Source organism: Streptomyces sp. NPDC059668 (genome assembly GCF_042734135.1).
In the GTDB taxonomy this organism is placed as follows: Bacteria; Actinomycetota; Actinomycetes; order Streptomycetales; family Streptomycetaceae; genus Streptomyces.
Genome location: NZ_JBHWEL010000027.1, coordinates 68346 through 92770 on the forward strand (window position 1 = coordinate 68346; position 24425 = coordinate 92770).

Consider the following 24425-nt stretch of genomic DNA (forward strand, 5'->3'; position numbering starts at 1 on the left):
GGTTTACACCCCCCCGGTATCGGCGCCAATCGAACCCCATACGCGTCCGCCCTCGGGGGGGCCCCCCCCCCGGCCCGGGGGCCGGGGTGCCGGTCAAGGTGACGTGGGTCTGGCCCACGTCACTACTTCTGGTCGTCCGTCTCCGTCTCCGGCGCGGCGCTGGACGTGTCCGGGCGCTTGGCCTTCATCGACGGCAGCAGGGCGTACTGCGCACCAGTGCGCACTTCCGGCTGTACCACCTCGACGGCGGGTCCTTCACCGGCCGCGCCGGCCGCCGCCATGAGCTGCTCGAGGTCCGTCTTCTTCTTCGTCATCACTTCACCTCCCTCCCGCGAGGCGCACGAGTCGCTCACGCGGTGGCGATCAACTCCTTTTCAAGGAGTTGTGCCATCGCCGACTCGAACGTCTCCTGGAGTTCCGGTTCGCCTATCCGGCCCTTGTTGAGCTCCTTGAACGAGGCGAATATCTGCGAACCAGACGATCCGTCGCACAGCTCCACGACTACCCATGCCACGGGGTTCAGGTAGTGGATGTCGGGCCTGCGCGGTGTGTAGGCGAGCATGCAGTTCCACTCGGGGATAGGGCGGAACCTGGCGTGTGGGCTCTGCTCATAGCAGTCGGCTCGTTGCCGGTACGGCAGGGCTGACACGTCGGTCTTCGAGGTCGTCGGGGAGCTTAGAGACATCGATCCCTCCGTTGGTCGTCGTGCAGAACGGGTCGGGGGTGTCCCAGCGGCCGGTGAAGGCGAAGGCCGTCGACCTGCAGCCGCCTGAGGACCCCTGGGTCTCTTCGCAGGACTCGCAGCCGCCGTCTACATGGCCGGAGCGATTGTGCACGTAGACGGGGTCGTTCCAGGTGCTCAGCCAGCTGACCTCGCGGACGTTGCCGTAGTCGGTGTAGTCCCGCAGGTAGGCGCAGCCGACGGAGCGGCCGGTGGCGTCCACGCCGGCGTTCTGCCAGCAGCAGTTGCCGTCCTTGGGGTGCCAGGAAGTCATCAGGTGTACCGAGTCGGGTGCCTGTAGCGCATCCAATGCGGCCATCTGGTCGGGCAGCCGGAGGGCGAGTTCCTTCCACTGGGAGCGTGCCCGGCCCAGGGGGTAAAGGCGAAGCACTCCAACCCGGGGGACGCCGAGTTCGGCGGCGAGGTCGAGCACGCCCTGGAGCTCGTGCACATTGCGCCGCGTCATGATGATGAGCAGGGAGACGGGAAGCCCGGCTGCCTGGGCGTTCCTCACTCCTTGGACCGTCCGGTCGAAGCTGCCGGGAACTTGTACGTGCCAATCGTGGGTGTCCGCGGTGGCGCCGAGGACGTCCACGTACACCTCGCCGATCCCGATTCTCTTCAGTTCGGCTGCCACCTCGGGGGTCAGCAGCGTGGCGTTGGTGCGCAAACGAGTCATCACGTGCGGGGTCAACTCGGCGAGAAGACTCAGGGCGTCCGGGCGGTTTAGGGGTTCGCCTCCCTCCACGAAGACCTCGATCACCCCGGATTCGGCCATCTCCCGGATGAGCGCCGCGTACTCGGCCCGGCGCATCTCCTGGCTGCGGGGCTCGGCCGCGCAATCGCCGTAGCACTGCCGGCACTTGAGGTTGCACGACTGTGTGACCTGCAACCAGCTCTTGAGGGGTTCGTTGAGTACCAGATCCATGGGGCTCCGTCCTGATCGGTAGCGTGTGGCACGGGTGCTGAGGTGGCCGGAGCGAGGATGCCGATGGCCGGTGGGGCCACGGCTCATCCGCGACCGTGCAGGCGTGCCGGGGCGGTGAACGGCTCGCGGCCGCCACTGAGGCCGGGCCCGGCAGGCACCGGGTGGAGATTCAGGCGGTCTCCACACCAGGGGGCGGCCAGCGGTGTGCACGGTGTTTCCGTACGGGCCGGTCGGGTGGGGTGGCGCTCCGGTTAGGACGCCACCCGCTCGACGGTGTGAGCAAGCGGCTCGGACTGGGTCCGGTGCAGCTCTGTGAGCCAGTGCAGGAAGTCTCTGCCTACCGGGCCGAGACACTCCTCGGAGTAACGGGAGACCTTGTCGAGAAGGCTGGTAGCCCGGAACGCGGCCGTCTGCGCGGCTTGCGCGAGGCCGGGCTTTTGGCTGTGGTGGGCGCGCTGTTCGAACCAGGCGCAGAGATGGACGTAGACGTGCGCGGCGGCCAGGGCCCGGTCGATGGGCCATCGGGAGACCTGGGACGTTTCATGCCACTCGGGTGCCACCGTGGGCGCGGTGTCCGTGTCGTAAGCCGGGGCGAAGATCGACCGTGTCGCCTGCAGGTCGTACAGGCGTAGGTGCACGAACTCGTGGACCATCGCTTCGGCCAGTCGCTCGGGGGTCCGCATGCAGCGGACGGCTACGAAAGCCGCGCCGGGGATCTCACGAGTTGACGCGCTGTCGAAGGCATCGGGACCATCGACAGCGACGACGTAACGGGCGTGCCGCAACAGACCGCTGCACAGGTCGGGGGCGGTGGCCAGCATCAGATCCACGGCCGTGTGAAGCGTTGTGGCCCGCTCGGCAGTGAAGCTTGTCAGGGTGTCGGCACCCTCACCCGCGCTGAGATGTCGGCGAAACAGCGTCTCGAACGTCTGGTGGACATCGGCCGCCAGGGTGGGGTCCGTGAGTAGGTGCACTTGGTGGCCGGGCAGTTCGACCGTCTGCCGGACGCCGGCACTCTCCTCCTCCGTCGCGAGCGTCGCGGCGAGCAGAGGTCCGTCCGTGAGCGAAACGATTTCCGCTGTACAGGCGGGGATGTTCCGAATTCTCCGCAGCGCCTGGTCGAGTTTGTGACGGACGGTAGGCTCCAGGGCGGTGTCGCGAAGAATCCTGTGCCCTGCGGAATCGATTGGACTGATTCCAGGAGCGACGCATTCGAGCAGGAAGTCGTAGCTCTCGTATAACCGATCGACGATTCCGTCCGATCGAGCGAAGATTGGATGCTCGGCGAGTGTGACGAGTGCAGGCTTATGCATACGGTGGCCCCTGTCGAAGGAAAACCCCCTGCCTATCGCGAATACGATGAGCGTGATGTGCGGGGTAGCGCCAACAGTGTTCGTAGCAAGGGTTGTTGATACCAGATTCGCGCCTGGCGACCCATCGAAGCTGCCACGGCGGGAGGAGCACAGTCAAGCGTCACGAACAACCTAGGCGAATATTTCCGCCACTCAGCGAACGAAGGTAAAAGTCTCCCCCGGAACAGGAATGTTTCGCCGTACACGGGGCAGTCGCGTCGAGTTACCTGTGCCTCCCTTCAAACGAGGGGCACGGGTGGGCTCTTCCGGACGCGCGGTGTCCGCGCCGCGCTCTACCAGCTACGAAAGGCATATTCACCTCGATGAGTTGCGCCGATTCCCCCTCACCCTCGTTGGATCAGTCGCAGGCAACGGCCCTGCGCCGATTGATCACCGCCAACGCGCTCAGCTCGGTGGGGGACGGTGCTCGGTTCGCGGCACTTCCCCTCCTGGCAGCGTGGCGCACCGAGGACGTGTTCTGGGTATCCACGGTCGCGGCCGCGAGCCGTGCGGCCTGGCTCCTGGCACCGGTCATCGGCACTCTCGTGGACCGCATGCCCTGGCGCCGGTCGATGGTGGGAGGCGATCTGGCGCGGTGCGCAACACTGTCCCTGATGTGCGCCCTCGTGGTGACCGGGTGGACACCGGTGACGGTCTTGGTGCTGCTGGCGTTCGTTTCGGGCGTAGCCGAGGTGTTCTTCGACAGCGCCGCACAGGCCGTCGTGCCGGCGTTAGCCACCGACCAGCAACTCGAGCGAGCCAACGCCCGGGTCATCTCCGCGCAGATCGTCGGAACCGGCTTCGTGGGCCCACCTATGGGAGCTGCGCTCTGGACGGCGTGGCACCCGCTCCCTTTCCTCCTGGACGGCGCGACGTTTCTCGCATCAGCGCTGCTGCTCACGGGGCTTCCTAACAAGGCCGCACCAGCCACGGCGGACGGTGAGCGGGGAATGCGGAGCCTTCTGCGCGGCACCTGGGCCGGGTTGCGGTTCCTGGCACGCAATCGGGTTCTGCGCCCTCTCATGGTGGTGGTTGCGGTCCTGGGCGTGGGACAACAGGCGGTCTACGCGGTCCTCGTGGTCTACGTCGAACAGCGGCTCCATCTACGCCCCTTCGGGTACAGCCTGATGCTGGTCGCCGCAGCCGTCGGCAGCCTCGCCGGGGCGAGGACGGCGCCCCGGATCGTCGAGCGGCTGGGGTCTGGGTGGAGTGTGAAAGCGTCAGTGTCCGTCTCCGCGCTCAGCTACCTGGTCGTCGCGGTACTCCCCTGGTGGCCGCTAGTCGCCGTCATGCTGGCCCTCAACAGCGCCGGGGTGGTGCTGTGGAACGTGTGCACGGTCTCCCTTCGGCAGCGTCTCGCCCCGCCGGGCATGCTGGGACGGGTGGCCAGTGGCTACCGACTCGCCGCATGGGGGGCCATGCCCATAGGCGCTGCGGCGGGCGGTGCCCTAGCTCAGCACGTCGGGCTCAACGCCCCCTGGGCACTGGCCGGCCTGCTCCTTGTGGCGTGCCTCCCGTTCCTGGGCGCGGTGGCCCCAGCAGCATCCGGCACGGAGGAGGCCGAGACCCGACCCTCCCCCTGAAATTCCAGGACTGGCCCCAGGCCCGAATCGCTTCATACAGGAAGAAGCCGCTGAAGCCTTCGGCGATGATTCCGCGGCATCTCCTGGTCGCTGGCCCCCTCGTTGCGGGCGTCGAACAGGCGCTGCGCGTACTCCGGCGGGAGATCCCTCCCCTTCTTTCTTTTCCTGCCGGAGTGGAAACGGGAGCCCAGAGAGGGACGTCGGGCTCGCCCGGCGCCCCGACCACGGCCGGGGACCCGAGGCAGTCCGGCGCAGAGTGCTGGGAGGACGAGATGGCCTCTCGGCTGGCCGAGCCGGTCCTACTGGGCCTCGCCGTTCTTGCCGTCCGCAACCGCGTCAAACGCTGATCCCTGCCACTGGCACCGTGTCTCTCGAGCGCGGCGCCTCACCGCCTGCCGTGCACGAGCTCGTAGTGGTAGTTCGGCGCCGACGTCGCCCGCGATCCCGCCGCAGAACTTCGAGAATCAGGCGGCAACATGGCGCGCTCGCCGCGGCGGTGTCGGCCCTGCTCGCCGGTGACGTCTAGAAGGACCTGGCCGAGGTACGCAACGTCCTGGCCGACAGGATCGCGCCAGGGTTCGAGCACAGGCTGACGCTCGGGGCGGCGGAGGAGGAGTACGAACTCGCGTGGAGGGGACAGGCCCTTGCGACGCTGATCCCCACGACGCTGCACACCGCGGAGGAATCGCTCGCCTCCCTCTGGCAGGCGGTAGCCGACTTCTTCGCGCCGCAGCCCGCCTGAGGCGTCGGACGCGCCACGCCTGGAGCTGGGTTCGGTACGGCGCCGGTATGTCATCTCGTGTCTCAGTTCGGAACCGAAGGTGGCGATCGTCCGCCCACTGCTCAGCGCTCTGGCGACCATACGTCGCATGACACGATCACGGACCCGCCTGCCAGCCGCCGTCTACGCCGTCCTGCAGGCCGTGACCGTGATGTTGGCGCTGTGGCTGTCCAAGCACTTCCAGGTGGCACGGCTGGCCGCCACGCTCGTCGCCCTGGCTCCCACCCTGCCCGGCGCCTACCTGACCTGGGCCGCCTACCGTGACGACCGCCGCGAGGCCGCAGCGGACACCGACGCGAAGGTGAAAACGCTGGCAGCCGTCGTGGCCGCGGCCGAGACCCGGCAGCGCGCCCAGCTGATCGGGCCCGGCGCCCATCGCATCGACGTGACCTTCCAACAGCGCACCGAGCCCGCCAACAACGCGACCGGAGCTGCAGCCCACGGCCGCCTCACCGACATCGTGTCCTACTACCAGAACCTGCGCCCCGCCCGCCTCGCCATCACCGGTGAACCAGGCGCAGGCAAGACCCTGCTCGCCCTGGACCTCATCCTCGGACTGCTGACCCACCCCGGCCGCACCGACACCGACCCCGTCCCGGTCCGCTTCTCCCTGGCCGACTGGAACACCGAGCAACCTCTGCAGGAATGGCTCGCCCACCAGGTCCACCAGCAGTTCCGGGACCAGGGCATCACCCTCGCCGACGCCACCACGCTAATGGACGGTTGCCGCGTCCTGCCGGTCCTGGACGGCCTGGACGAGATGGACACCGACGCCACTCCGGCCGGCCGCCGCCGCGCCGCGCGCGCCCTGGAACAGCTCAACGCCTACCAGTCGCCCACCGGCAGTGCCCCGGTCGTCCTGACCTCCCGCACCACCCAGTACGAAGACCTGGCCGGCCTGGACCTGCGGATGCGTGAGGCCGCCCGCATCCAGCTCGACGACGTCACCCCCGGCCAGGCCGCCGCGTATCTCACCGCCCGCACCACCAGCCCTACCCGCTGGCAGCCGGTCATCGACACGTTCACGACCGCGCCCGGCGGCACACTGGCCCGCTCCCTCGCCACCCCCTGGCGCCTCAACCTGGCCGCCACCGCCTACGAAGAACGCCACCCCGACACCCTCGCCTACCTCCGCGAACCCGACCACCTCCTCACTCTGGCCTCCCCCAGCGCGGTCCGCGACCACCTCCTCGCCCGCTACCTCCCCGCGGCCGCCCACCAGCACCCCACCCGCCCCAACCACTACCGCCCCGACCTGACCCACCGCTGGCTCGCCGCGCTCGCCGCCCACCTCGCCACCACCACACCGACATCCACCGCCAGTAGCACCGACATCGTCCTCCACAAGCTGTGGCCCATGGCCGGCCCCCGCCGCGTCCGCACCACCGACACCCTGCTCGCCGCCCTCCTCACACTCGCCTTCACCACTCTGCTCCTTTCGCCGTTCGCCCCAGGCTCCCTATTTCTCCACCTGTTCAGGGGCTCAGTGGCCGTGTTGCTTGTTCTGGGGAGTATCTGGCGGCCCAGTCGCGCTCGCGTTCCAGAGCCACAAAGGTTCCGGCCGGAGCGGCTGCGCAGCCCAACCCACCTCCGCCGGCTCGCCCGGACTATCGTGATCGGGCTCGTGATCGGGCTCGTGATCGGGCTCGTGATCGGGCTCGTGATCGGGCTCTCGATCGGGCTTACGCTCGGGTTCTCGCTCGGGCTCGTGCTCGGGCTCGGGGCCGCGCTCGCGTCCGGGCTCCTGTTCGGGCTCGTGGAACGCCTGAATGACGCTCAGCCGACAGACCCACGTCATCCGGTGCGGGACGATCTCGCGTACGGGCTCGCGGCCGGGCTCATACTCGCGCTCGTGCTCGGGCTCTCGAACTTTCTCATGGTCAGGCTCATATGGGGGTCCCAAAGCGGGCTTACGTCCACACCCGCGTTCGCCTTCGTATTCGTATTCGGGATCGTGGTCGGGCTGTACTGGCTCGCTGGGGCTGGCCGCCGCTACCTGGTCTTCCTGTGCTGTGTCCGAGGCCGACTGCCCTGGCGCCTCGGCATGTTCCTGAACTGGGCCTACGAAGCGGGACTCCTTCGGATCTCCGGCGTCGCCTACCAGTTCCGCCACCGGGAACTCCAGGACTGGCTCACCACACACCCCACTCCCTGACAAGCGCCCCCACCGACTGCCCGTGCACGTACCGCCGCAACGGCCATGCCGGCGACTCGGACGTCACACCGTCAACGATGCCGAACTGCTGGTAGAGGTCGGCGCCGACGTCGCCGCGATCCCGTCGCAGGAACTTCGAGGACCAGTCGGCAACTCGTATACAACGCACGGGGTGTGAGCAGGACCTTCCCGTCCTCAGTCGGCTCGGGACACCATGCTGTTGCGGGCTGCTTCCAGTACAGAGAGCCAGGAGGCGACGTTCGGCCTGCGTCGCAGGAGAGCTCTGCGATCCCGCTCGGTCATGCCACCCCATACCCCGAACTCGATACGCTCATCGAGCGCTTCGGCAAGACACTCGACGCGCACCGGACACCCCGCGCAGACCGCCTTGGCCTGCCGCTGACGTGCACTGTCCGCGAACAAGCCGTCCGCGTCGGAACTGCCGCACGCGGCCCGCTCCCGCCACTCGGCCCCCGCACTCGCCACAACTTCCCCCTCCCAGCAGGCCGTCTCACCCTACGGCTCCGAAGAAAATGCCCACCCAGCGCATCTCCGGGCTGTATGGACATCGCCACCCCAAGGTTTCCCCGAAACAGCCAGGTCACCGCATGTTCTGTGCGCGAGACGCGCCTGTGCCCCTTGGAGCTTCGGCCTCTGCGCCGCAGTCTGTGCGGAGTGGCGCAGGAGTCAGTAGGGTGCCCGCCTCAGCGTCAGGAGTCGCCCGGTGTGCCGATCAGACCGAGAGCGAACAGGGCTGCAACGAAAGCCCCCTGCAACAGCAAGGTGACGACTAGACCTCGATGAAAGCTACGACCACCACGGTCTTCAAGGCCGTCACCCAGTACAGGAGCCGGACACGCTCGACGTCGTCGACGTACTGGCGCAGCCGCGGGCCAGTACTGTCGCCGGGGAGGGGTTCGCCGGCGTCGGGGTCGACGGAGATGACGACCAGGGCCCGGTCGAGGGCGTGGATCTCCGCCTCATGGTGATGTTCTCCAGCTGCTTGGCGGCGGAGTCGGAGAAGACGATCCGGGCCCTACGTGCTCCGTACTGCGGAGCCATCAGGCGACGGCCGGGCGCTGGGCTGCGAGCCGGGTGAGGTGCGCCTCACGCAGCTCCTCCCAGGGCGTGCAGTCTTCCGCTGAGGGCAGGCCGTTGGCGGCGATGTCCTCCAGGACGGCGGCGAGCCGGTCGGCGCTCTCGCGGGTCTTGGCCGCGTACGCGCGGACCGCGTCGGCGGCCGCGGGCTCCAGCTGCTGCCGGGCGTGGTCGGCGGGGGCCGACTGTTCGCTCATCGAGGGCTCCAGCGGCAGAACTGGCCTCTGCTCCCACGGTATCGGCCCATCCGGCCCCCGGGGAGCGCTCCGGACGAACCGTCCCGCACGAAGGGGCCGTCATGGAGCGCGGTGGGACAGTCCGTTGCCGTGGAACCGGCCGGCGTACCGCCGCGGGCCGCATGCGCGACGTCCTGGCCGGCGAGCGCGCATAGCGTGCGGGCATGCGCTTTCGCTGGGACTGGCTAGAGCCGGTGATGCCCGTGCCGTACGTACCGACCCTCGGACCCGTCCACCCGGGCAATCCGATACCCGATCTGTTCGCCGCCGTGGTGGAGGCCGCCGGGACAGACCGCCTCCTTCCCTACGACAAGGACCGCCGGTGGTCCGACCGGAAGACCGAACAGGTCCTGGTCGACGCGATCCACCACGACCGACGACGTACCCTCGTGCCGACACTCCAGGACCGCGGTGCCCGTACGGTCCGCGTCCACGCATATACATCCGACCCGGAGGACCTCGCCGCCGCCTCAGACCTCGCCCGGCACCTCGCCCACATCCACGGCGCGGTCCATGCCCGGGTCGTATCGTTCCTCGCCCCCGGCCAGCCCGAAGAGCTCGCCCACGGTGGGATCCGCGTGCAGCTCAAGGACTTCACCGCCGGGCCCGGCCCGGCACCCGAACTCCCAGTCCAGGAGTCCCACCGGCTGCCGCCGGCCGCCGGGTTCGGGGAGTTCGCCGCCGCGATGGCCGCGGACGGGTTCGCGTTCCTGTATGAGCAGATGCGGGCCCAGAGGACCGGCCCGGTCCTCACCGTGGTGCACGAGGGCCGGGTGGCATGCGCCATCGGGCCGATGGAGACCATGCCCGACGCCGCCGGGACCGTTCGCCTCCTGCCGCAGTACTTCGGCGTCCTCCCGCGCCACCGCGGTCGCGGATACGGGCGGGCCCTGTGGCGCGCAGCCATGCACTGGGGCCACGAACACGGTGCGGCCTACCAGATCCTCCAGACCACGGTCGGCGGGCCCTCGGACTGGCTGTGCGCGGCAGAGGGCCTGACGTCGCTCGGAGTCATCCTCCAGACGCAAGTCCGCACCAACGCACCGTGAGCCCTGCAGGGGCCGCGCTTCGGGAGATCGCGGCAGCGCTGCCCCCGGGTCCTTCATGCTGTCGGACATGCACCCTCGCGACGAAGAAATATGGAGGGCGATCGACTAGGAGCTGTCCGGCCGATCATGTTCGGAGCCGGATAGGGCGATCCGCCGGCGCTCGCTGCGCCGGCGGGTCAGGTCAGAGGCAGCTGCATGATCGTCAGGTCGAGCCATCGGCCGAACTTGGTGCCGACTTCGGGAAGGGTGCCGACATGACGAAACCCGTACCGTTCGTGCAGCCGGATCGACGAGGTGTTGGCTGCCTCGATGTCAGCGACGATGACGTGATGCCCGGCCTCCCGCGCCGCGGCGATGAGCGCGGCAAGCAGCGCGGAACCGACGCCGAGCCCCTGCCGCCCTTCGCGAACGTAGACCGAGTCCTCGACCGTGTGGCGGTATCCGTCCAGTTGCCGCCACGGGCCGTAGGCAGCGAACCCGGCGACCTCGCCGTCGACCTCGGCCACAAAGGCCGAGCCGCGTTCCAGGTGAGCGGCGAGCCAGAGGGCGGCCTCTGCCGGGGCCTGCGGGCTCTGCGTCCACAGCGCTGTCGAGTGCTCGATTGCGTGATTGCGGACCGCGCGGATGACCTCGGTGTCCTCGGTGCCCGCTGGCCGGACCTTCACGACCGCCCGCTTCTCCCGTATATTGGATTCATGTCCAACATAGTAGATCCTCTGGTGGGGCAGATCGCAGCCCGTGTCCGTATCGAGCGCGAACGCCGACGGTGGACCCTGGCCCGGCTGGCGGAAGCCTCCGGCGTTTCGCAGGCCATGATCAGCCGGATCGAGCGCGAGGAGAGCAGCCCGACCGCTGTCGTCCTGGGCAAGCTGTCAGCAGCCTTCCAGCTCAGCATCGCCTCCCTGCTGGCCTTGGCGGCGGGGACGCAGGATGATGTGGACACCGCATCCGGAGTACGGCGCCGGGACGGTGCGTCCGAGTGGCGTGACCCAGCCACCGGATACCGGCGCCGTCAGATCACCGGCCCGCAATTCCCTGTGGAGATCGCGGAGATCGACCTGCCCGTCGGTGCCCGCGTGCCGTACCCGGCCGCCGCGTTCGCCTTCGTCCGGCAAGTTGTCTGGGTCCTTGACGGCCACCTGACCTTCCACGATGGCGACACGGTCCACGAACTCGACGCCGGTGACAGCATCGAACTCGGCGAGCCCGTCGAGCGTGCCTTCGCCAACACCACCGACACCGCCTGCCGCTACGCCGTCATCCTCACCCGCGGCACGCAACCGTGACCCGCCCCCTCCCCCGCAGCGGCACATTCCTCCTGGCGGTCGTGGCCGGAACGGCGATCGCGAACAACTACGCCATCCAGCCGGCGCTCGCGACGGTCGCGGCCGACCTGAACGTGCCCCTCTCAGTGATCGGCCTGGTCCCGACCGCCGCGCTCACCGGATGCCTGACGGGCTTCGCCCTCCTGCTCCCCCTCACCGATCGCATCGCCCCGCACCGTCTGGTCACCACACAACTCACCGCCCTGGCCGCGGCCCTCACCCTGGCCGCGGCCGCTCCCGGACCCCTCCCGCTCCTGGCCGCCTATGTGCTGGTGGGCGCCGCCGCCAGCGTTGCTGCACAGGCAGGCACCCTCGCCGGCCGCCACGCCCCGCCCGGCCGCCGCGGAACCGGCGTCGCCGCCGTGGCCGCCGGCATGTCGGCCGGTATCCTGCCCAGCCGCCTGGCAGGAGGAACCCTCACCGAAGTCCTCGGCTGGCGCAGGATGCTCCTGATCTTCGCCATCCTCGCCCTGCTCTGCGCGATCGGCGCCCACAAGATCCTGCCGCGGCAGCGGCCGCACTCGGACCACAGTTACCGTGCCACCCTCGCCGCCCTTCCCCGCCTCCTGCGTCACCATCCGCAACTGCGCTCGGCCGTGGTCATGGGCGGGCTGTGGTGCCTGGCCTTCAATCTCGTCTGGGTCGCCCTGAACCTCGCCCTGGCCCGGCCGCCCCATTCCCTGAGCCCGGCGGCCATCGGCTTGTACAGCCTGGCCGGGCTCCTCGGCTTCGTGGCGCTGCCTTTCACCGGACACCTCACCGATCGATACGCCGCCCGCACCGTGATAGCCGTCGCCGTGGGGACCGCCATAGCCGGGACCGCCCTGCTGTCCGCCGGCCTTCACAGCCCGCTGGCCACCGCAGTCGGCCTCGCCCTCTTGGACACGGGCTGCTTTGCCGCCCAGGCCGCCAACCAGAGCCGCATCATCGCCCTCGACCCGCAGCACTCCGGCAGCCTCAGCAGCGTCTACCTCGTGCTGTATTTCACGACCGGGGCCATCGGCAGTGCCCTTGCCACGCCACTGCTCGACACCGTCGGCTGGCGGGGCGTTGCGGTCACAGCCCTCACCGCCGTCCTCCTGGCCGCGGTCCTTGTGCTCGTCGTCACCCGCAGTCCTGCCGCCACCCGTGAGGCTCAGACCCGACGCTGATGGTGCCCGACGCCACCTCAGCCAAGATGGCCCGGACCCGCCTGTCGCCTCGCCGGGCGCCCACGTCGACAGCTCCGGGGTGTACAGCTCTGGGCACCACCCCTGGACGCTCTGGGTCGAAGTGCCAGCGCCCAAGGTCATCTCAGGGTGCCAGACGCTCTACCAGCAGGAACGCACCGATGGCGATCATCATGGCACCGCTGACGCAGGTGACGGCCCGCGCGGCCGAGGGTCGTGTGCTCAGGACCGTGCGGGCGCCGACGCCCATGGCGAGGTAGATGAGGGTGCACGCGGTCAGGTGCATCGTGCTGAGCAGCCCGGTCTGTGCGGCGACCGGCCAGCCGTCAGTGGAATCTATTGATCCCGGGGGATCCTCTCGAGTTCCGCGCCGCCCACGCTCGGTGAGGATGCCAGTGCGAGGGGGGCGAGACCTCGGAGATGGGGCGCGCCGGATGATCGGCGGGTCTTGAATCGGTCGTCAACTCCACCGTCTCGCCTTCGTCCATGGACTGAGGCGGGCCGATGCGCCACGCTGCCAAGCCGCCTCTGCGACCATCGGTGGATGGTCGACAGTACAGATCGTTCAGCGCTTCGCGCACTGGTCGGCGAGGTGGTCGCAGGCCTTGGCTTTCTCACGCACCGGGAACTGGATCCGGCCTTCGAACAGCTGGCAATGCCACCAGTCCCGGAGGATGCCGGGAGTAAACGTGAGCGGATCCAACTGAGCCTGGGCAAGGTGCCCGACGCTGATCTTCCACAGGTCACGCGACGCATCCTGGAACAGGGTCGAGTTCAGGTGAGTCCGTCGATCCGGTATCAACTCGAGGACCTGCTGTGGGCAGGGTCGTCGCCCGAGATACCCAAGAAGATCCGCCGTGAACTGGCACGTGCCCTCGACCTGCCGGAGTTGGCCCAACATCACGACCGGTTCCTTCATCTGCTTGACCGATTCTGGACAGCCGAAGACCCGGGCCTCTCCTTCGAAGAGCTCGAGGGACTGCTCCTGAACGGCATGCGTCAGGTGACCCTACGGGATCGCATCGAGAGGCATGTCTTCCGTAACCCTGGAGACTGGTCGACCGAGGACCTCCTCGACGCCCTCGGTGCGTTCGAGGCCGGGGACGCCAGGTTCGCCCGCTTCCTGGAGGGCCTGGTGTCAGCCGACGTCCTCCTGGACGAGCACCTCCAGGAGAAGACTGTCAGCACGATCAACGACTGTCTCCGCTCCGCTGGAGTCGAGTTGAGGGCAGCCGGCAGCGACGGAGGCTACCCAGTATTCGCCGTGGTGTCCACGCGCCTGCAAGGCCACCGGCGGCCGAAGAACATCATCTTCGCTTCACTGACCAAGCCGGACATCCGTTTCCGGTCTTCGGTCGACAACGACATCGAGATCGTCGGAGAGAGTCGAGACGGCACCCTCGTCTATGACCGTGAGATCCCCACAGAGGGGCTGCGATGGCGCGATCTCCACGCCTGGTGGCAGGACACCCACAAGATCAGTGCTGAGGCTGCACGAAGCGATCTGCACCAGAGGCTCCTCAAGAGCCTGCCGGACAACTCGGAAGGCCAGAAGAACCTCTTCATCGCCTACCACCGAATTCTCGGGCCCACTCCTGAGGATCCAGCTCTCCTCCCCGAAGTGTGGCTGCACTGGGACCACCGCACAGTCAAGGAACGGGGCCCCGAAGCACTGCTGCGCTCCCGCATGGACTTCCTCCTGCTGCTGCCTCACGGCCAGCGCGTCGTCCTGGAGGTCGACGGATCCCAGCACTACACCCGCGACCGCGGCCGCACTCCCGATTCCAGCAAGTACGCAGACATGGTCGCCGCCGACCGAGATCTCAAACTCAGAGGGTATGAGGTGTTCCGCTTCGGCCACAGTGAACTCAAGCACCTCGACGCTGCAGAGGCCCTTCTGCAGCAGTTCCTCCCAGACATGTTCCGCCGCTTCAAGCCTGGAACCTGACGCAACCGGCCTGCCGAAGCCGTTGGCCTCGACGTCGCCAGCGAAGATCGGTGCGGGTGACTTGCTCCGCTGACCTACTCAGCCGCTTTTCCCCTCCCGTATGCGAACCAGTGACTTTTACTGTGGCGGCATGCCCAAGCCACAGTTCAGCGCAGACGACTATGTCAACCCCGAGGCTCCTGAAGACGAGCGACGTTTGCGGCCCGACCATCCTCGGGTCCGCGACCACTCCTACGACTGTGCGCGCAGCACCCAGGAGTTGGACCTGTGGAAGGGATCACTCGTCTCGACAGTGATGGAACCCTGGGACGCCTACGTCAGCCTGGAGGAAATCCCCGAGGATGCCGTACCAGGCCCTTCGCTCACCCTGTTCATCAAAGAGCGCAGCCGCGGGCCAGGCTACGTCTCGGACTTCGTCTACAAGGCAGCCGATCTACCGGTCACCGTGCACGGAATCCTGGCCAACCAGGGTTCCGGACTCGGTCTGATCGAACTGGAACTGTGGCGCCCGGGTTGGGGGTACTGGGACGACTTCGGAGACTTCGTCGGTCCGACAGAAAACGATGAAGACGCAGTGGACCAGGATGAGCGGCCGGCAGTGGTGGTGCCGATCACCGGCGACGTGCTGCGTCGCATCCCTGTGGGCCAGATCCTCGCCCGAGCTCAAGCCGAACTGGCTGACCAGTACTGGAGAGACGAGTGCATCATCGTCCTCGGGCGTTCCCGGGCGGCGGAACCCGACCTGGCGCCCCGCACCGTGCAAGCACTGGAGAACGCACACCTCCTCGCCACACCGGCGCAGCGAGGGCGACCGCGGCTCGACGAAAGCCTCCTGCACAGGGTGGCCCGCGCATATCTCCGTGAAGCCGTCAACGGCCCAGGGCTTACCCGGCGCCTGGCTGGCCTGTTCGACCGGCCGGAGCCCACTGTCAAAGACTGGATCAAGGCGGCCCGGGAACGTGGCTACCTGTCCCCCGCAGTCCCTGGCCGCCGAGCAGCCGGCCCAGGTCCGCTCCTGCGCCTCCCCGAGGAACACCCGCCGTCATCTCCCTGAGCGCTGTCGTTGTCAGCTGCTTCGCCCCCGCCCCTCGTACCCGATCCAGCGGGCTTAGCCCCGGGTGTCGGGCGGAGCGGGCACCGGCTCCCACCAGCGGCAAGGCGATCGCCGACGTCGATGTCAGTGGTCGCCCCTATGCTGCGCCACACAGCGAGGCACGACCCCGCTCACCCTTCAAGAGCGGAGAGTTGGACCCATGGCGCGCACCGGCCGACCGCGGAAGGACCCCCGCGAGCCGGAAGAGATCATGCAGGCGGCGGGCCTGGAGCCGCTGGACCCCTACCCCGGCAGCTCCGCCCCGTGGCGGTGTCGCCATACGGTGTGCGGGCGGGAGGTCACCCCCCGCCTGAGCAACGTCACCAAGGGACAGCGCGGCTGCGTGTACTGCTCTGGGCGGGCCCGACTCGACCCCGAGGCCGCGGCTGGCGTGATGCGGGCAGCTGGCCTGGAGCCCCTGGAGCCCTATCCCGGCAGCGACCGCAAGTGGCGGTGCCGTCACCTCGCCTGCGGACGCGAGGTCACCCCCACCTACGTCCGAATCAACTCCGGTGCCGGGCCCTGCCGGTGGTGCGCACCGAACGCGCCGGTCGACCCGGACGTCGCCGCAGCCGACATGCGGGCCGCGGGCCTGGAACCTCTCTGCCCGTACCCGGGAGTGGACACGCCCTGGCCCGTCCGCTGCACGACGTGCGGAGACCCCGGGACCCCCACGCTCGGCTCCATCCGGCAAGGCCAGGGCGGCTGCTACCCCTGCGGCCGACGCAAGGCCAACGAGTCGATGCGCCACGACGCCGAGACCGCGGCCACGGTGATGCGGGCAGCGGGCCTGGAGCCGCTGGAGCCGTACCCCGGAACCGCGTTCCCGTGGAAGAGCCGCTGCACCAAGTGCGCGGCCATCGTCTCCCCGCGCCTGGGCTCCCTGACCGGCCGCAGCCGCCGTCCGGGCTGCAAGCGGTGCGCAGACCGGGCCAACGGTGAGGCACAGCGCCACGACGAGGACCTGGCCGTCGCCGAGATGCGCGAGCACGGATTCGAACCCCAGGAACCGTACCGCGGGGTCAAGTACCCCTGGCGGTGCCTGTGCCACGGCTGCGGCACCATCACCTCGCCGACCTTCGGATCCATCCTCGCCGGCCAGAGCGGATGCCGACGCTGCGCCGACCTCCGCGCGGGCGCCGCACGACGGGAAGACCCCGAGCGCGCCGCCGCCTCCATGCGCGAGGCCGGTCTCGAGCCCCTGGAGCCCTACACCACGACCATGACACCCTGGCGCTGCCGCTGCACCACCTGCGGCCGAACCTCGACACCCACCCTGTCCAAGATCCGCAGCGGCCGCGGATGCAAGTACTGCGCCCGATTCGGCTTCGACCGCGCCGCGCCCGCCCGGGTCTACGTCGTCACCCACGCACAGCACGGCGCCGTCAAGATCGGCGTCGCCGGAGCCCTTCAGCGCAACGACCGCATCGCCCAGCACCGCCGCCTCGGATGGACCCTGTTCTACGAACACCACGTACCCACCGGCGACGACGCCCTGTCCGTCGAGCAGACGATCCTGCGACGCCTGCGCGCCGCCGGGCACGGCGTCTTCCTCACCGCCGTCCAGCTGCCCAACGGATGGACCGAGACGTTCGACGCAGCCCGCGTGACCGCCGCCCAGCTTCGGGACGCGATCCGAGAACACCAGACCACGCTGGCCTCTCCCGAGCCGCTGACCCTGTTCTAGCCCGCCACCTGGACCGGGGGAGCGACCAGCCTCGGCGGGCCCGGCGGCCACCAGACGCGCCGTGAGCACGATTGCCTGCTCCCACCATTCGTCCACCTCCCCGGCCGGTGCCGGGCCCTGGCTGGCCGCGGGCGGACGTGCAGCGAGATGGGCGGTCACCAGGCGGTTGCGCAGCGGGGCGTGGACCGCGGCCAGCCGGGCCAAGGCCCGGGTGCGCGGCGCCATCCCCACGTCGGCGTCCGCGTCCGCCGCTGACCGAGAGTGGCAGGTCAGCACTTCGAGCCGTCACCGAGGGCGATGACAGGCCGAGGTGCGGGACGGTGCGGGTGCCATACGCCCCTTTGATCAAGCCTCCAGCAGAGTCCTCGCACGCTCCGCGAGCAAAGGCATCAAACGCTCTCGCCACGTGTCCAGAGAGATCATTCCGCTGGACATGCCGCCATGGGCGTATTGCACCCGGTACACGGAAGACCGTCGATCCCTGACGAGGTCAAGGCCCACAAGCTCTCCGAACGCCGTGTGCAGACGGCTGACGACTTCGTCGACCGATGTCGGGGCGTCAGCATCGGACACGTGGTCACGAAGGGCCTCCCAGAGGTAGGGGTCGCCACGCAGGCCCCAGTGTTCAGGCTCGGGATCGAAGAGGTCAGCGATGGTCACGGCCACTGAGGTGGGGGCTGTCCACGGTTCGCCCGACGGTTCGTAGACGCAGTCGGCAGTGATGCGGAATACCGGCGACGAATCGTGGTCCATCTTGCCTCTGGCCTCGACGTTGAGTTCAGAACCGCGGAACGCAAAGATGAAGATTCCGCCAGTTACCCGGATCCAGTACGCGGGTAGGTCGAGCTCGGTGAGAACCTCGAGCTGAGGCAGGCGCACACAGTACGGGGCGGTCTTGTCGTACCTGGTGATCAGGGCGTACAGGTTGCGCTGCAGGTCGGTGAGGACGTCGCCGGGAAGTTGGTGCTTGACCTCTGGCTCCAGGATGCGCGCGAGGTGGTGGTGCCCGCGTGCGGCCGCGATATCGGCAGGCCGTTCTCCCGCGCTGTTGCGCAAAGTGCGCCACGCCCCGTAATCGAGGAGGTCTTGCACAACGTCGGTGGGAGCTCCATGCCACGCAGCCTGGTGGAGCGGCGCGTACCGTTTCTTTCCGTCCAGGCGCACGGCGTTGACCCAGATGCGTTGGTCCCTGGGATTCAGAATGGTCAAGACGCGTTGCCAGTTGCCGTCGCGGGTGGCGTTGGCCAGCTCATCTCGCAGTGCCACTTCGTGTGGGTTGCCAACGGCCCGGGTTATACGCCCGTCCCACTGTGCGATGCCTTCGAGCCCATAGCGCATGCGGACGAGTGTATGGCTGGTGATCACCCTTGCAGGGGTCGCTGAGCAACGCCGCGAGGTGTGCCGCGGTTGTCCGGGCGCCGCAGCGGCCAGGGTGCCTGTCTCCGTGGTAACTGCCGGGCGGTCTCAGCCGTCTGGTCTCTCACCCATCTGGGCCGGCCATACCGTGAATCGTGATCGCTGCGGCCGTCGACGCTGACAGCCAGCTTAGGGACAACTGCACCGTCACGCCTCCGGAACGCGCCGGTTGTCCCACCTGAAGGCGCCCGTACCCTTTGCCCAGCTGAGCCCGTGAATTCCCAGCGGAGCCAGAATCTCGGGCGCACCTGCTGCATCTTGTCGGGGCCGGTGGAATCGGGTCACAGACCAAACGCCCTGGATCCAGTTGCGGCAGTACTGCCAGGGCGGGACGTCGCACTTGGGGCATGCCACCCCGGCGCACGCGTTCCAGGCCCGACGCAGGGCGACGTCAACAGTGCGAACATCCTGGCCCGTTGGTTTTGCGGTAAGGGTGAAATACTCCATCGTCCGATGATGGCAGCCGGTTCAACTGCACGTCATACGAACTGTCTGCCCCCAGAAAGAACGACTGCCCCTCGCGAACACCCACACGATCGAACGGCGGGCACCGCGACGGCCGGGTGAAGGGCAACGGAACACCGGCACCAGGAAGCCCGACGCGGGCCCGGGGCCGGACGGACAGGTGCGGCAGACGCGGGCGGCAGGGCAGTCGGCCCGCAGAGCGGTGCGGGCCCCGGTCCAGGCACCGACGCCCGGGCGGAAGACAACGAAGCGCGGGCAAGGCAACGCGGCCGGGGCCGAAAGCGGCGCGGGACCGGGCAGCGGGGCCGGCACGCACGGAGCAGGCGCACCCCGGCGCGACCGGCCTGGGCAGTCGGACGGCAGCCCCAGCACGGACCCAGCAGCCGGAGCGGCGCAGAGGCCGCACACCATGCCCCACACATTCAGGTCCTGTCCCTGCGCAGCTGCCCGGTGGTACCGGCCCGGGCTGCCGAACTCGGTACGCAGCACCCCGGCAGCCTCCATAACCTGCTCCCCGGCCGAGACCGTCTCGCGCACCGGACGACGCAGAGCCGTGGCCCGGACGGCGACGTAGCGAGGGGCTTCGCGGGGGACGCCGACCCGGCCCTCACTCACCGGCTCACCGGTGCCCTCACCACTCTGCACGCCTGCTGGCCCCACATCCACCTCGGCGTCGGCCAACCCGGCTTCCGCAGGCGGGCCGCGTCGGCGGGTGCGCGAGAAGCTGGAACGGCGGGGCGGCGAAGCAGTTCACCGCGGCCAGCAGGCCCTTCGCCGCGGTCAGCAGGCCCGCCGCGACCGGGCGCCCGGCCGACTGGCAGCGCGCCGGTCACTCCCTCCGCAGGATCAGCGCTCGCTGCAACGGTTGCGCCAACGACCCCAGGGAGACATTATCTGTGCAGGTCACGGCCGTACACCGGTTCGGGGAGCGGACCCCGGCCGAAGATCGACAGCCGCTATTCTCCCCGTATGTCCCCATACGATGCGCAGTGGCTGCTGCGTAGCGACCCGCGCACCGCCGTTGTGGCCGAACGCGAGGTCGTCCTCCCTCCGTTCCACATGGCGCAGGATCTGCACCGTACACTCCGGCCCATGGAGCGGGTGCTGGCCCTCTACTACCACGGACTGGGGTACGCGGCGCTCACCAAGAAGGCGCTCATTCTCCTGAGCATCGGCGGGGTGGCGCCCTCGCGGGTCGCGAGGCCTCTGGTGATTGTGCGCCCCCCGTACGAAGACGCCTCACGCGTGGATGCCTCACGCGTGGACGTGTCCGTGGACGGACGCCGGATCACCCTGTGGGGATCGCGGATCGACGCTTCCTGCACACTCTTGCAGGGGCCCCGAAAGGCGAGATCCGGCTCCCCTGCCGGTGATCCGCGCCTGGCCGCGGCGGCCGGGGAAGTCCTGCCCGCCGACTCCTCCGCACACCCCCACGGCAGAGCCCGTCTGTCCGCATGGGTCCGCAGACGCCCCGTCCTCGCTTCCGTGGCCGCGGCAGCGCTGGTCTTCGCCGCCTGGGGAGCGGGACACGAGACACCCGCTCGCGCAGGTATTGAAGACCGCTCCGTGGTGGTGCCGGACTTCGCGGGAACTGCTCTCACCACGGCCGTCGCGGACGCACGACGCCAGTCCTGGACGACGGTGTCGGCCGCCGATGCCTCATCGTCCCTGCGCCCGGTGGCCGACGGGGCGCTCGGCTGGCGAGTCTGCTTCCAGACGCCCTCCCACGACGAGACGGTTCGCCCGTCCGCAAGCACGCTGAAGCTCTACGCGGTCCCTGAGAAGGAAGCGTGCCCGTCGCGACTGCTCGCCCCACCACGGGTGATCATGCCGGACATAGTCGGCGAGCGGTTCGACGATGCCTCACGCACCCTGGACGACCTCGGGCTTGCGCACACAACCGCCTTGCACGCCCACACAGGTGAGCGCCTGGACGATGGCTCTCAGGACGTGGACGACTGGCAGGTGTGCCGTCAGGAGCCGGAAGCCGGCGACGAGGTGTTGCTGTCGACCTCAGCCGACCTCTGGTTGATCGGTCAGGGCAACTCCTGCACCAAACCCAGTCCGAAGCCCACTCCAAAGCCCAAACCGAAACCGAAACCGAAACCCGAGCCGAAGCCGCGCACCAGGGGCACGAGCGGCTCCACCACGCGAGGTGGTACGTCAGGCGGCGACTCCGGCAGCAGTGGGTCCAGTGGAGGCTCTTCAGGGACATCGGGCGGAACCACCGGTGGCACGGGAAATCAGCCCGGCATCCAGTTCGGAAGGTCCTGCTCTCCCGTGGGCGCCACCGCGACCACCGTCGACGGGCGCCCCGCGAAGTGCTTCATGGGCAGCGACGGCCGGGCCCGGTGGGGCTACAACTCCGGCTGATTTCAACCCACAACAGGGGCGGCACCCGAGCCTGAGTCTCCTGCCGCCCGCCCGGACAAGGGGGGAATCCTGAGCTGACCCGGCGACTGCGCCGCCCTCGGAGCGCTCGTCCGGCCAACGGCGTAGCGCGCGGGGGCGGCGGGCCGGAGGTCGGTCAGTCGGTCTCGGGGGCTTCGCCGTCTACTTGCGCATCGGATCCGCGTGAGACCAGGCGCAGGTGCGGCCTCGCGCCGGGTGAGGCTTCGGGCTGCGGAGCCTGGGCCCAACCGTGGGCGTGCATGGTCTCGGTCTCCCAGTCCTCGAAGATTCCGGGCAGCGCCTTCGGATCGCGGTCCAGGTCGCGGTACCAGTGGATGAAAGCTCGGGCAGCCGGACGATAGGCGTCGCAGGCCGCGCAGAGTTCCATCCACACGCCGGTCATGAGCGGGCCGTTCCACTGCAGCTGGAGCGTACTGCCGCAGCGTGAGCAGGGCCGGTTCTGCTGTTCGTCTTCGTCTCGGCCAGACCAGAGCCGGGCGAGTTCCTCGTCGCTGGTGTTGTCGAGGCTGCCGTCGATGTTGGCGATGCGACAGAAGTCGCCGTCGGGCTGCACGACGTAGCGCCAGGTGAGCGCCATACATGCCCCCCTCTCGGGGGGAGCGTGAGCGAACCGCCACGATCCGCCCGCGACCAGGCAGACGTCAAGAGGTCGGAATATGCGCACCGCGAGAGTCAGTCGGACGTGCGGCCCTCAGCGGTCAGGTTCGTTCTACGCATCAGCAAGGACCCGGTTCAGCCGGACCCCATCGCTATGCGCACTTGCCCAAGCACCTCGTCTGCCGTGTCTGTCAGTTCGTAGGTGTTGCGGAGCAGCGGCACCGGCCATTCTTCCGTGCACGGAACATCGGAATGGACCGCATCGGCGGTTGACTGCCCCTGCCCTGAGTCCGCGCAGCGCGTCCTCCGCCGCGGCCGCGGTCATGTTCACCGCATACACCAGTCAGTGGTTCTGGTGCAGAACCCCGAACCCCAACCAGTCCATCGCGATCCCCCGCTCGCAGATGCTGTGCGTCGAGGCGACGCCCCCGCGGGATCTCACCCCGTGGCCGGCGGTCGACCCGATAGCGCAGCGGATCGCGGCCACGGGCATCGGCGCTGGGGTGGCGGCCTACGGCGGCGAGCACCTGTTCTGGGGCATGGCGCAGGTCGCGGCCGCCATGTCCGGCGTCGGGAGCGCGCTCGGCTCCGCGGCGCTGCTCGTGGCGGTGTGGAAGCTCGCGCCCGGCCCGCGGAAGGGGTCCGTGAACGTCACCAACTACAACAAGTGGGGCGGCCGGTCGACGACCAAGCTCTGACCCGCACCGCACTGAGGGGCCCCGGCCGACCGGCTGGGACCCCTTCGCGTGTCCCTGAACAGCAGGAACGGGGCTTAACCCAACTCTCCGAGATCTTGGAACCCGGACGGGTGCGTGCGATGATCCCGCGTCATGGGGAGACATACATGGGGGAGAGCGGCCGCGGGCATTGCCTTGGCGGCCGCGGTCGTTGGAACGGTGGCCGGCTGCGGCGGCGACGCCGACGCCGACAAGGGCGAGGCGAAGAAGGCCGCCGCGGCGGCGCCCAGCTTCGCCAAGGCGTCCGCGGCCTTCCAGGACGTTGCGGCGAACGCATACCTCGACGACGAGTGCACGGAGGAGGCCGGGACGTGCTGGGACAAGATGAAGGGCATCGTCGCGTCGGCCCGGGTCCTGCGTAAGGCGATGAACGGCGAGAAGAGCGTCGGCGCCGACTTCTGGACGGACGCCTACGCGCTGATCAACAAGATGGAGAAGGGCCTTGAGCCGGGCGAGGACTTGGGCGTCAACGACCTGACGTCCAACCGGCCCGCGATATTCGGCGGGGCGCACGATCTCGCGGACTGGCTCGACGAGCACCCCATCAAGTAGGGCGCTCCTAGCGCCCCTTGTTCTTCACGCAGAGGAAGAGCAAGCCCGTGAACGGCAGGCCATGAGGTTGCTGCGGTATTGGATGTGGCGGAGACCGTGTCGGAGCGTGCTGATGAGGTCGTCTGGGTCGGTGAAGGCGGGTGTTGACCTGGCTGCTGCGGCGCAGGAGTGACCAGATGCCCTCGACGGGGTTGAGGTCCGGTGCGTAGGCCGGGAGGAAGTAGCAGGTGATCCAGTCGTGGGTGTCGATGAACTCCCGCAGTCGGCGGTCTTTGTGGACGTTGAGGTTGTCCCACACGAGCACAATGGGTGCGCCGAGCTGCCGGTGGGCGGCGATGAGCAGGTCGCGGTAGTCGGTCCAGGTGAAACTGCGTCTGCCGCCCCGCTTGTGATCGACGTGTCGTTTGGGCCGGTAGATCAGCCGCGAGCGTTCACCCTGGTTGTAGCAGGCCAGAGCAGCGAGGGAGAAGCGGCGCTGGGAGCGACCTCGCACCCGGATGACGAGCGTGTGTCCGCGCCGGGCCCAGGTCCGTGCGGTGGGCAGCGTCATCGAGAAGCTGGCCTCGTCTTCGAAGCACAGCCAGGCATCGAGCGCCGCCACGGACCTTCCACCTGCGGCCAGGTCTCCTTCACCCAGCCCGCCACGGCCTCCTCGTCACGCTCGATCGCTCGACGGACCGGCACCTGGTGGCTGAAGCCATGCCGGTGCAGCATCCGCGCGATCGCCGACAGCGTCATGCTCTTGTGGAACCGGCGCCCGATCAGCGTTCTGATCCGCGCCAGTGTCCACGTCTGGTCCGGCCAGCCATGTGCGACCGGTCCCTTCGCCAGCTCCTGCTCGAGCACGGCGAACAGGGCCTCACTCAGCTTGGGCCGTGACACGGGCCCGGCAGACCGCAGCCCCTCGGAGCCGGTGTCGTGCCCGGACCGGCGCCAGCGCTGCCGCGTGCAGCAACTCCGCCGCCCGCTAAGTACTTCGAGAACCTCGCGGACTTCGCCATCAACGACAACGCGACCGTGGAGAGCCCCATCGCCGTAACCGGCGTGACCGGCAACGCCCCGGCCACCCTCAAGGTGGGTGTGGACATCAAGCACACCTACATCGGTGACCTGAAGGTCGA

22 protein-coding genes and 2 pseudogenes are annotated in these 24425 nt (G+C 68.8%); 11 read left to right on the plus strand and 13 right to left on the minus strand.

Going from position 1 to position 24425, the window contains the following annotated elements:
• Positions 1 to 122 precede the first annotated feature (122 nt).
• The 4 genes from ACFV2J_RS21025 to ACFV2J_RS21040 all read right to left on the minus strand — a co-directional run bounded on the left by ACFV2J_RS21025 (position 123) and on the right by ACFV2J_RS21040 (position 2962).
• Positions 123 to 314, minus strand: coding sequence for a hypothetical protein (locus ACFV2J_RS21025; RefSeq protein ID WP_384958049.1), 192 nt, complete (start codon positions 312 to 314; stop codon positions 123 to 125).
• Positions 315 to 349: 35 nt separating this feature from the next.
• Positions 350 to 562, minus strand: a complete 213-nt coding sequence (locus ACFV2J_RS21030; protein WP_385082859.1) for a hypothetical protein — start codon at positions 560 to 562, stop codon at positions 350 to 352.
• A gap of 46 nt (positions 563 to 608) precedes the next feature.
• Complete coding sequence (locus ACFV2J_RS21035; protein WP_385082860.1) at positions 609 to 1649, minus strand: radical SAM/SPASM domain-containing protein; 1041 nt, start codon at positions 1647 to 1649, stop codon at positions 609 to 611.
• 251 nt (positions 1650 to 1900) lie between these two features.
• A complete protein-coding gene (locus ACFV2J_RS21040) occupies positions 1901 to 2962 on the minus strand; it encodes an aKG-HExxH-type peptide beta-hydroxylase (RefSeq protein WP_385082861.1) in 1062 nt (353 codons plus the stop codon).
• A gap of 362 nt (positions 2963 to 3324) precedes the next feature.
• On the opposite strand from ACFV2J_RS21040, the gene ACFV2J_RS21045 reads away from it, so the two are divergent.
• On the plus strand, positions 3325 to 4584 hold the full coding sequence (locus tag ACFV2J_RS21045; RefSeq protein ID WP_385082863.1) for an MFS transporter: 1260 nt from the start codon (positions 3325 to 3327) through the stop codon (positions 4582 to 4584).
• Positions 4585 to 5453: 869 nt separating this feature from the next.
• On the plus strand, positions 5454 to 7520 hold the full coding sequence (locus ACFV2J_RS21050; protein WP_385439961.1) for an NACHT domain-containing protein: 2067 nt from the start codon (positions 5454 to 5456) through the stop codon (positions 7518 to 7520).
• 195 nt (positions 7521 to 7715) lie between these two features.
• Here the strand turns inward: ACFV2J_RS21050 and ACFV2J_RS21055 are convergent, their stop codons facing one another.
• The 3 genes and pseudogenes from ACFV2J_RS21055 to ACFV2J_RS21065 form a co-directional block, all read right to left on the minus strand.
• Positions 7716 to 8006 (minus strand): WhiB family transcriptional regulator, encoded by a 291-nt coding sequence (locus ACFV2J_RS21055; protein WP_385082865.1) that lies wholly within the window; start codon positions 8004 to 8006, stop codon positions 7716 to 7718.
• Between the two features lie 304 nt (positions 8007 to 8310).
• Positions 8311 to 8582: pseudogene (locus ACFV2J_RS21060) on the minus strand (hypothetical protein).
• Entirely contained in the window at positions 8582 to 8815 is a 234-nt protein-coding gene (locus ACFV2J_RS21065) for a hypothetical protein (RefSeq protein ID WP_385082866.1), read from the minus strand. The pseudogene ACFV2J_RS21060 and the gene ACFV2J_RS21065 overlap by 1 nt, the downstream one beginning before the upstream one ends.
• A 203-nt stretch (positions 8816 to 9018) precedes the next feature.
• Between ACFV2J_RS21065 and ACFV2J_RS21070 the strand changes: the two genes are divergently transcribed.
• Complete coding sequence (locus tag ACFV2J_RS21070; protein WP_385082867.1) at positions 9019 to 9903, plus strand: GNAT family N-acetyltransferase; 885 nt, start codon at positions 9019 to 9021, stop codon at positions 9901 to 9903.
• 176 nt (positions 9904 to 10079) lie between these two features.
• Here the strand turns inward: ACFV2J_RS21070 and ACFV2J_RS21075 are convergent, their stop codons facing one another.
• Positions 10080 to 10568, minus strand: a complete 489-nt coding sequence (locus ACFV2J_RS21075) for a GNAT family N-acetyltransferase (protein ID WP_385082868.1) — start codon at positions 10566 to 10568, stop codon at positions 10080 to 10082.
• A gap of 30 nt (positions 10569 to 10598) precedes the next feature.
• Here ACFV2J_RS21075 and ACFV2J_RS21080 point away from each other — a divergent pair, with 30 nt between their 5' ends.
• Entirely contained in the window at positions 10599 to 11189 is a 591-nt protein-coding gene (locus ACFV2J_RS21080) for a helix-turn-helix domain-containing protein (protein WP_385082870.1), read from the plus strand.
• 41 nt (positions 11190 to 11230) lie between these two features.
• Positions 11231 to 12379, plus strand: a complete 1149-nt coding sequence (locus tag ACFV2J_RS21085; protein WP_385082872.1) for an MFS transporter — start codon at positions 11231 to 11233, stop codon at positions 12377 to 12379.
• Positions 12380 to 12521: 142 nt separating this feature from the next.
• On the opposite strand, the gene ACFV2J_RS21090 is transcribed toward ACFV2J_RS21085, so the two are convergent.
• A complete protein-coding gene (locus ACFV2J_RS21090; RefSeq protein WP_385082873.1) occupies positions 12522 to 12683 on the minus strand; it encodes a hypothetical protein in 162 nt (53 codons plus the stop codon).
• A 258-nt stretch (positions 12684 to 12941) separates the two neighbouring features.
• Here ACFV2J_RS21090 and ACFV2J_RS21095 point away from each other — a divergent pair, with 258 nt between their 5' ends.
• From ACFV2J_RS21095 to ACFV2J_RS21105, 3 genes are all read left to right on the plus strand, one after another.
• Positions 12942 to 14345 carry a hypothetical protein gene (locus ACFV2J_RS21095; RefSeq protein ID WP_385082875.1) on the plus strand — a complete coding sequence of 468 codons (1404 nt, stop codon included), beginning with the start codon at positions 12942 to 12944 and terminating at the stop codon, positions 14343 to 14345.
• A 130-nt stretch (positions 14346 to 14475) separates the two neighbouring features.
• The gene (locus tag ACFV2J_RS21100; protein ID WP_385082877.1) at positions 14476 to 15399 is read left to right on the plus strand and encodes a hypothetical protein; all 924 of its coding nucleotides are present in this window, start codon (positions 14476 to 14478) and stop codon (positions 15397 to 15399) included.
• A gap of 199 nt (positions 15400 to 15598) precedes the next feature.
• Entirely contained in the window at positions 15599 to 17125 is a 1527-nt protein-coding gene (locus ACFV2J_RS21105; protein ID WP_385082878.1) for a hypothetical protein, read from the plus strand.
• Positions 17126 to 17470: 345 nt separating this feature from the next.
• On the opposite strand, the gene ACFV2J_RS21110 is transcribed toward ACFV2J_RS21105, so the two are convergent.
• Positions 17471 to 18463 (minus strand): hypothetical protein, encoded by a 993-nt coding sequence (locus ACFV2J_RS21110; RefSeq protein WP_385082880.1) that lies wholly within the window; start codon positions 18461 to 18463, stop codon positions 17471 to 17473.
• Positions 18464 to 19975: 1512 nt separating this feature from the next.
• Between ACFV2J_RS21110 and ACFV2J_RS21115 the strand changes: the two genes are divergently transcribed.
• Positions 19976 to 21379 (plus strand): hypothetical protein, encoded by a 1404-nt coding sequence (locus ACFV2J_RS21115; protein ID WP_385082881.1) that lies wholly within the window; start codon positions 19976 to 19978, stop codon positions 21377 to 21379.
• A 154-nt stretch (positions 21380 to 21533) separates the two neighbouring features.
• On the opposite strand, the gene ACFV2J_RS21120 is transcribed toward ACFV2J_RS21115, so the two are convergent.
• The gene (locus tag ACFV2J_RS21120; RefSeq protein ID WP_385082882.1) at positions 21534 to 21995 is read right to left on the minus strand and encodes a DUF6300 family protein; all 462 of its coding nucleotides are present in this window, start codon (positions 21993 to 21995) and stop codon (positions 21534 to 21536) included.
• Positions 21996 to 22284: 289 nt separating this feature from the next.
• Between ACFV2J_RS21120 and ACFV2J_RS21125 the strand changes: the two genes are divergently transcribed.
• Complete coding sequence (locus tag ACFV2J_RS21125; protein WP_385082883.1) at positions 22285 to 22713, plus strand: hypothetical protein; 429 nt, start codon at positions 22285 to 22287, stop codon at positions 22711 to 22713.
• 198 nt (positions 22714 to 22911) lie between these two features.
• Positions 22912 to 23304 carry a hypothetical protein gene (locus ACFV2J_RS21130; RefSeq protein ID WP_385082884.1) on the plus strand — a complete coding sequence of 131 codons (393 nt, stop codon included), beginning with the start codon at positions 22912 to 22914 and terminating at the stop codon, positions 23302 to 23304.
• Between the two features lie 24 nt (positions 23305 to 23328).
• Here ACFV2J_RS21130 and ACFV2J_RS21135 read toward each other — a convergent pair.
• Positions 23329 to 23854 (minus strand): annotated as a pseudogene (locus tag ACFV2J_RS21135) (transposase).
• A complete protein-coding gene (locus ACFV2J_RS21140; protein WP_385439972.1) occupies positions 23851 to 24399 on the minus strand; it encodes a winged helix-turn-helix domain-containing protein in 549 nt (182 codons plus the stop codon). Before ACFV2J_RS21140 ends, ACFV2J_RS21135 begins: the two are co-directional and overlap by 4 nt.
• Positions 24400 to 24425 lie beyond the last annotated feature (26 nt).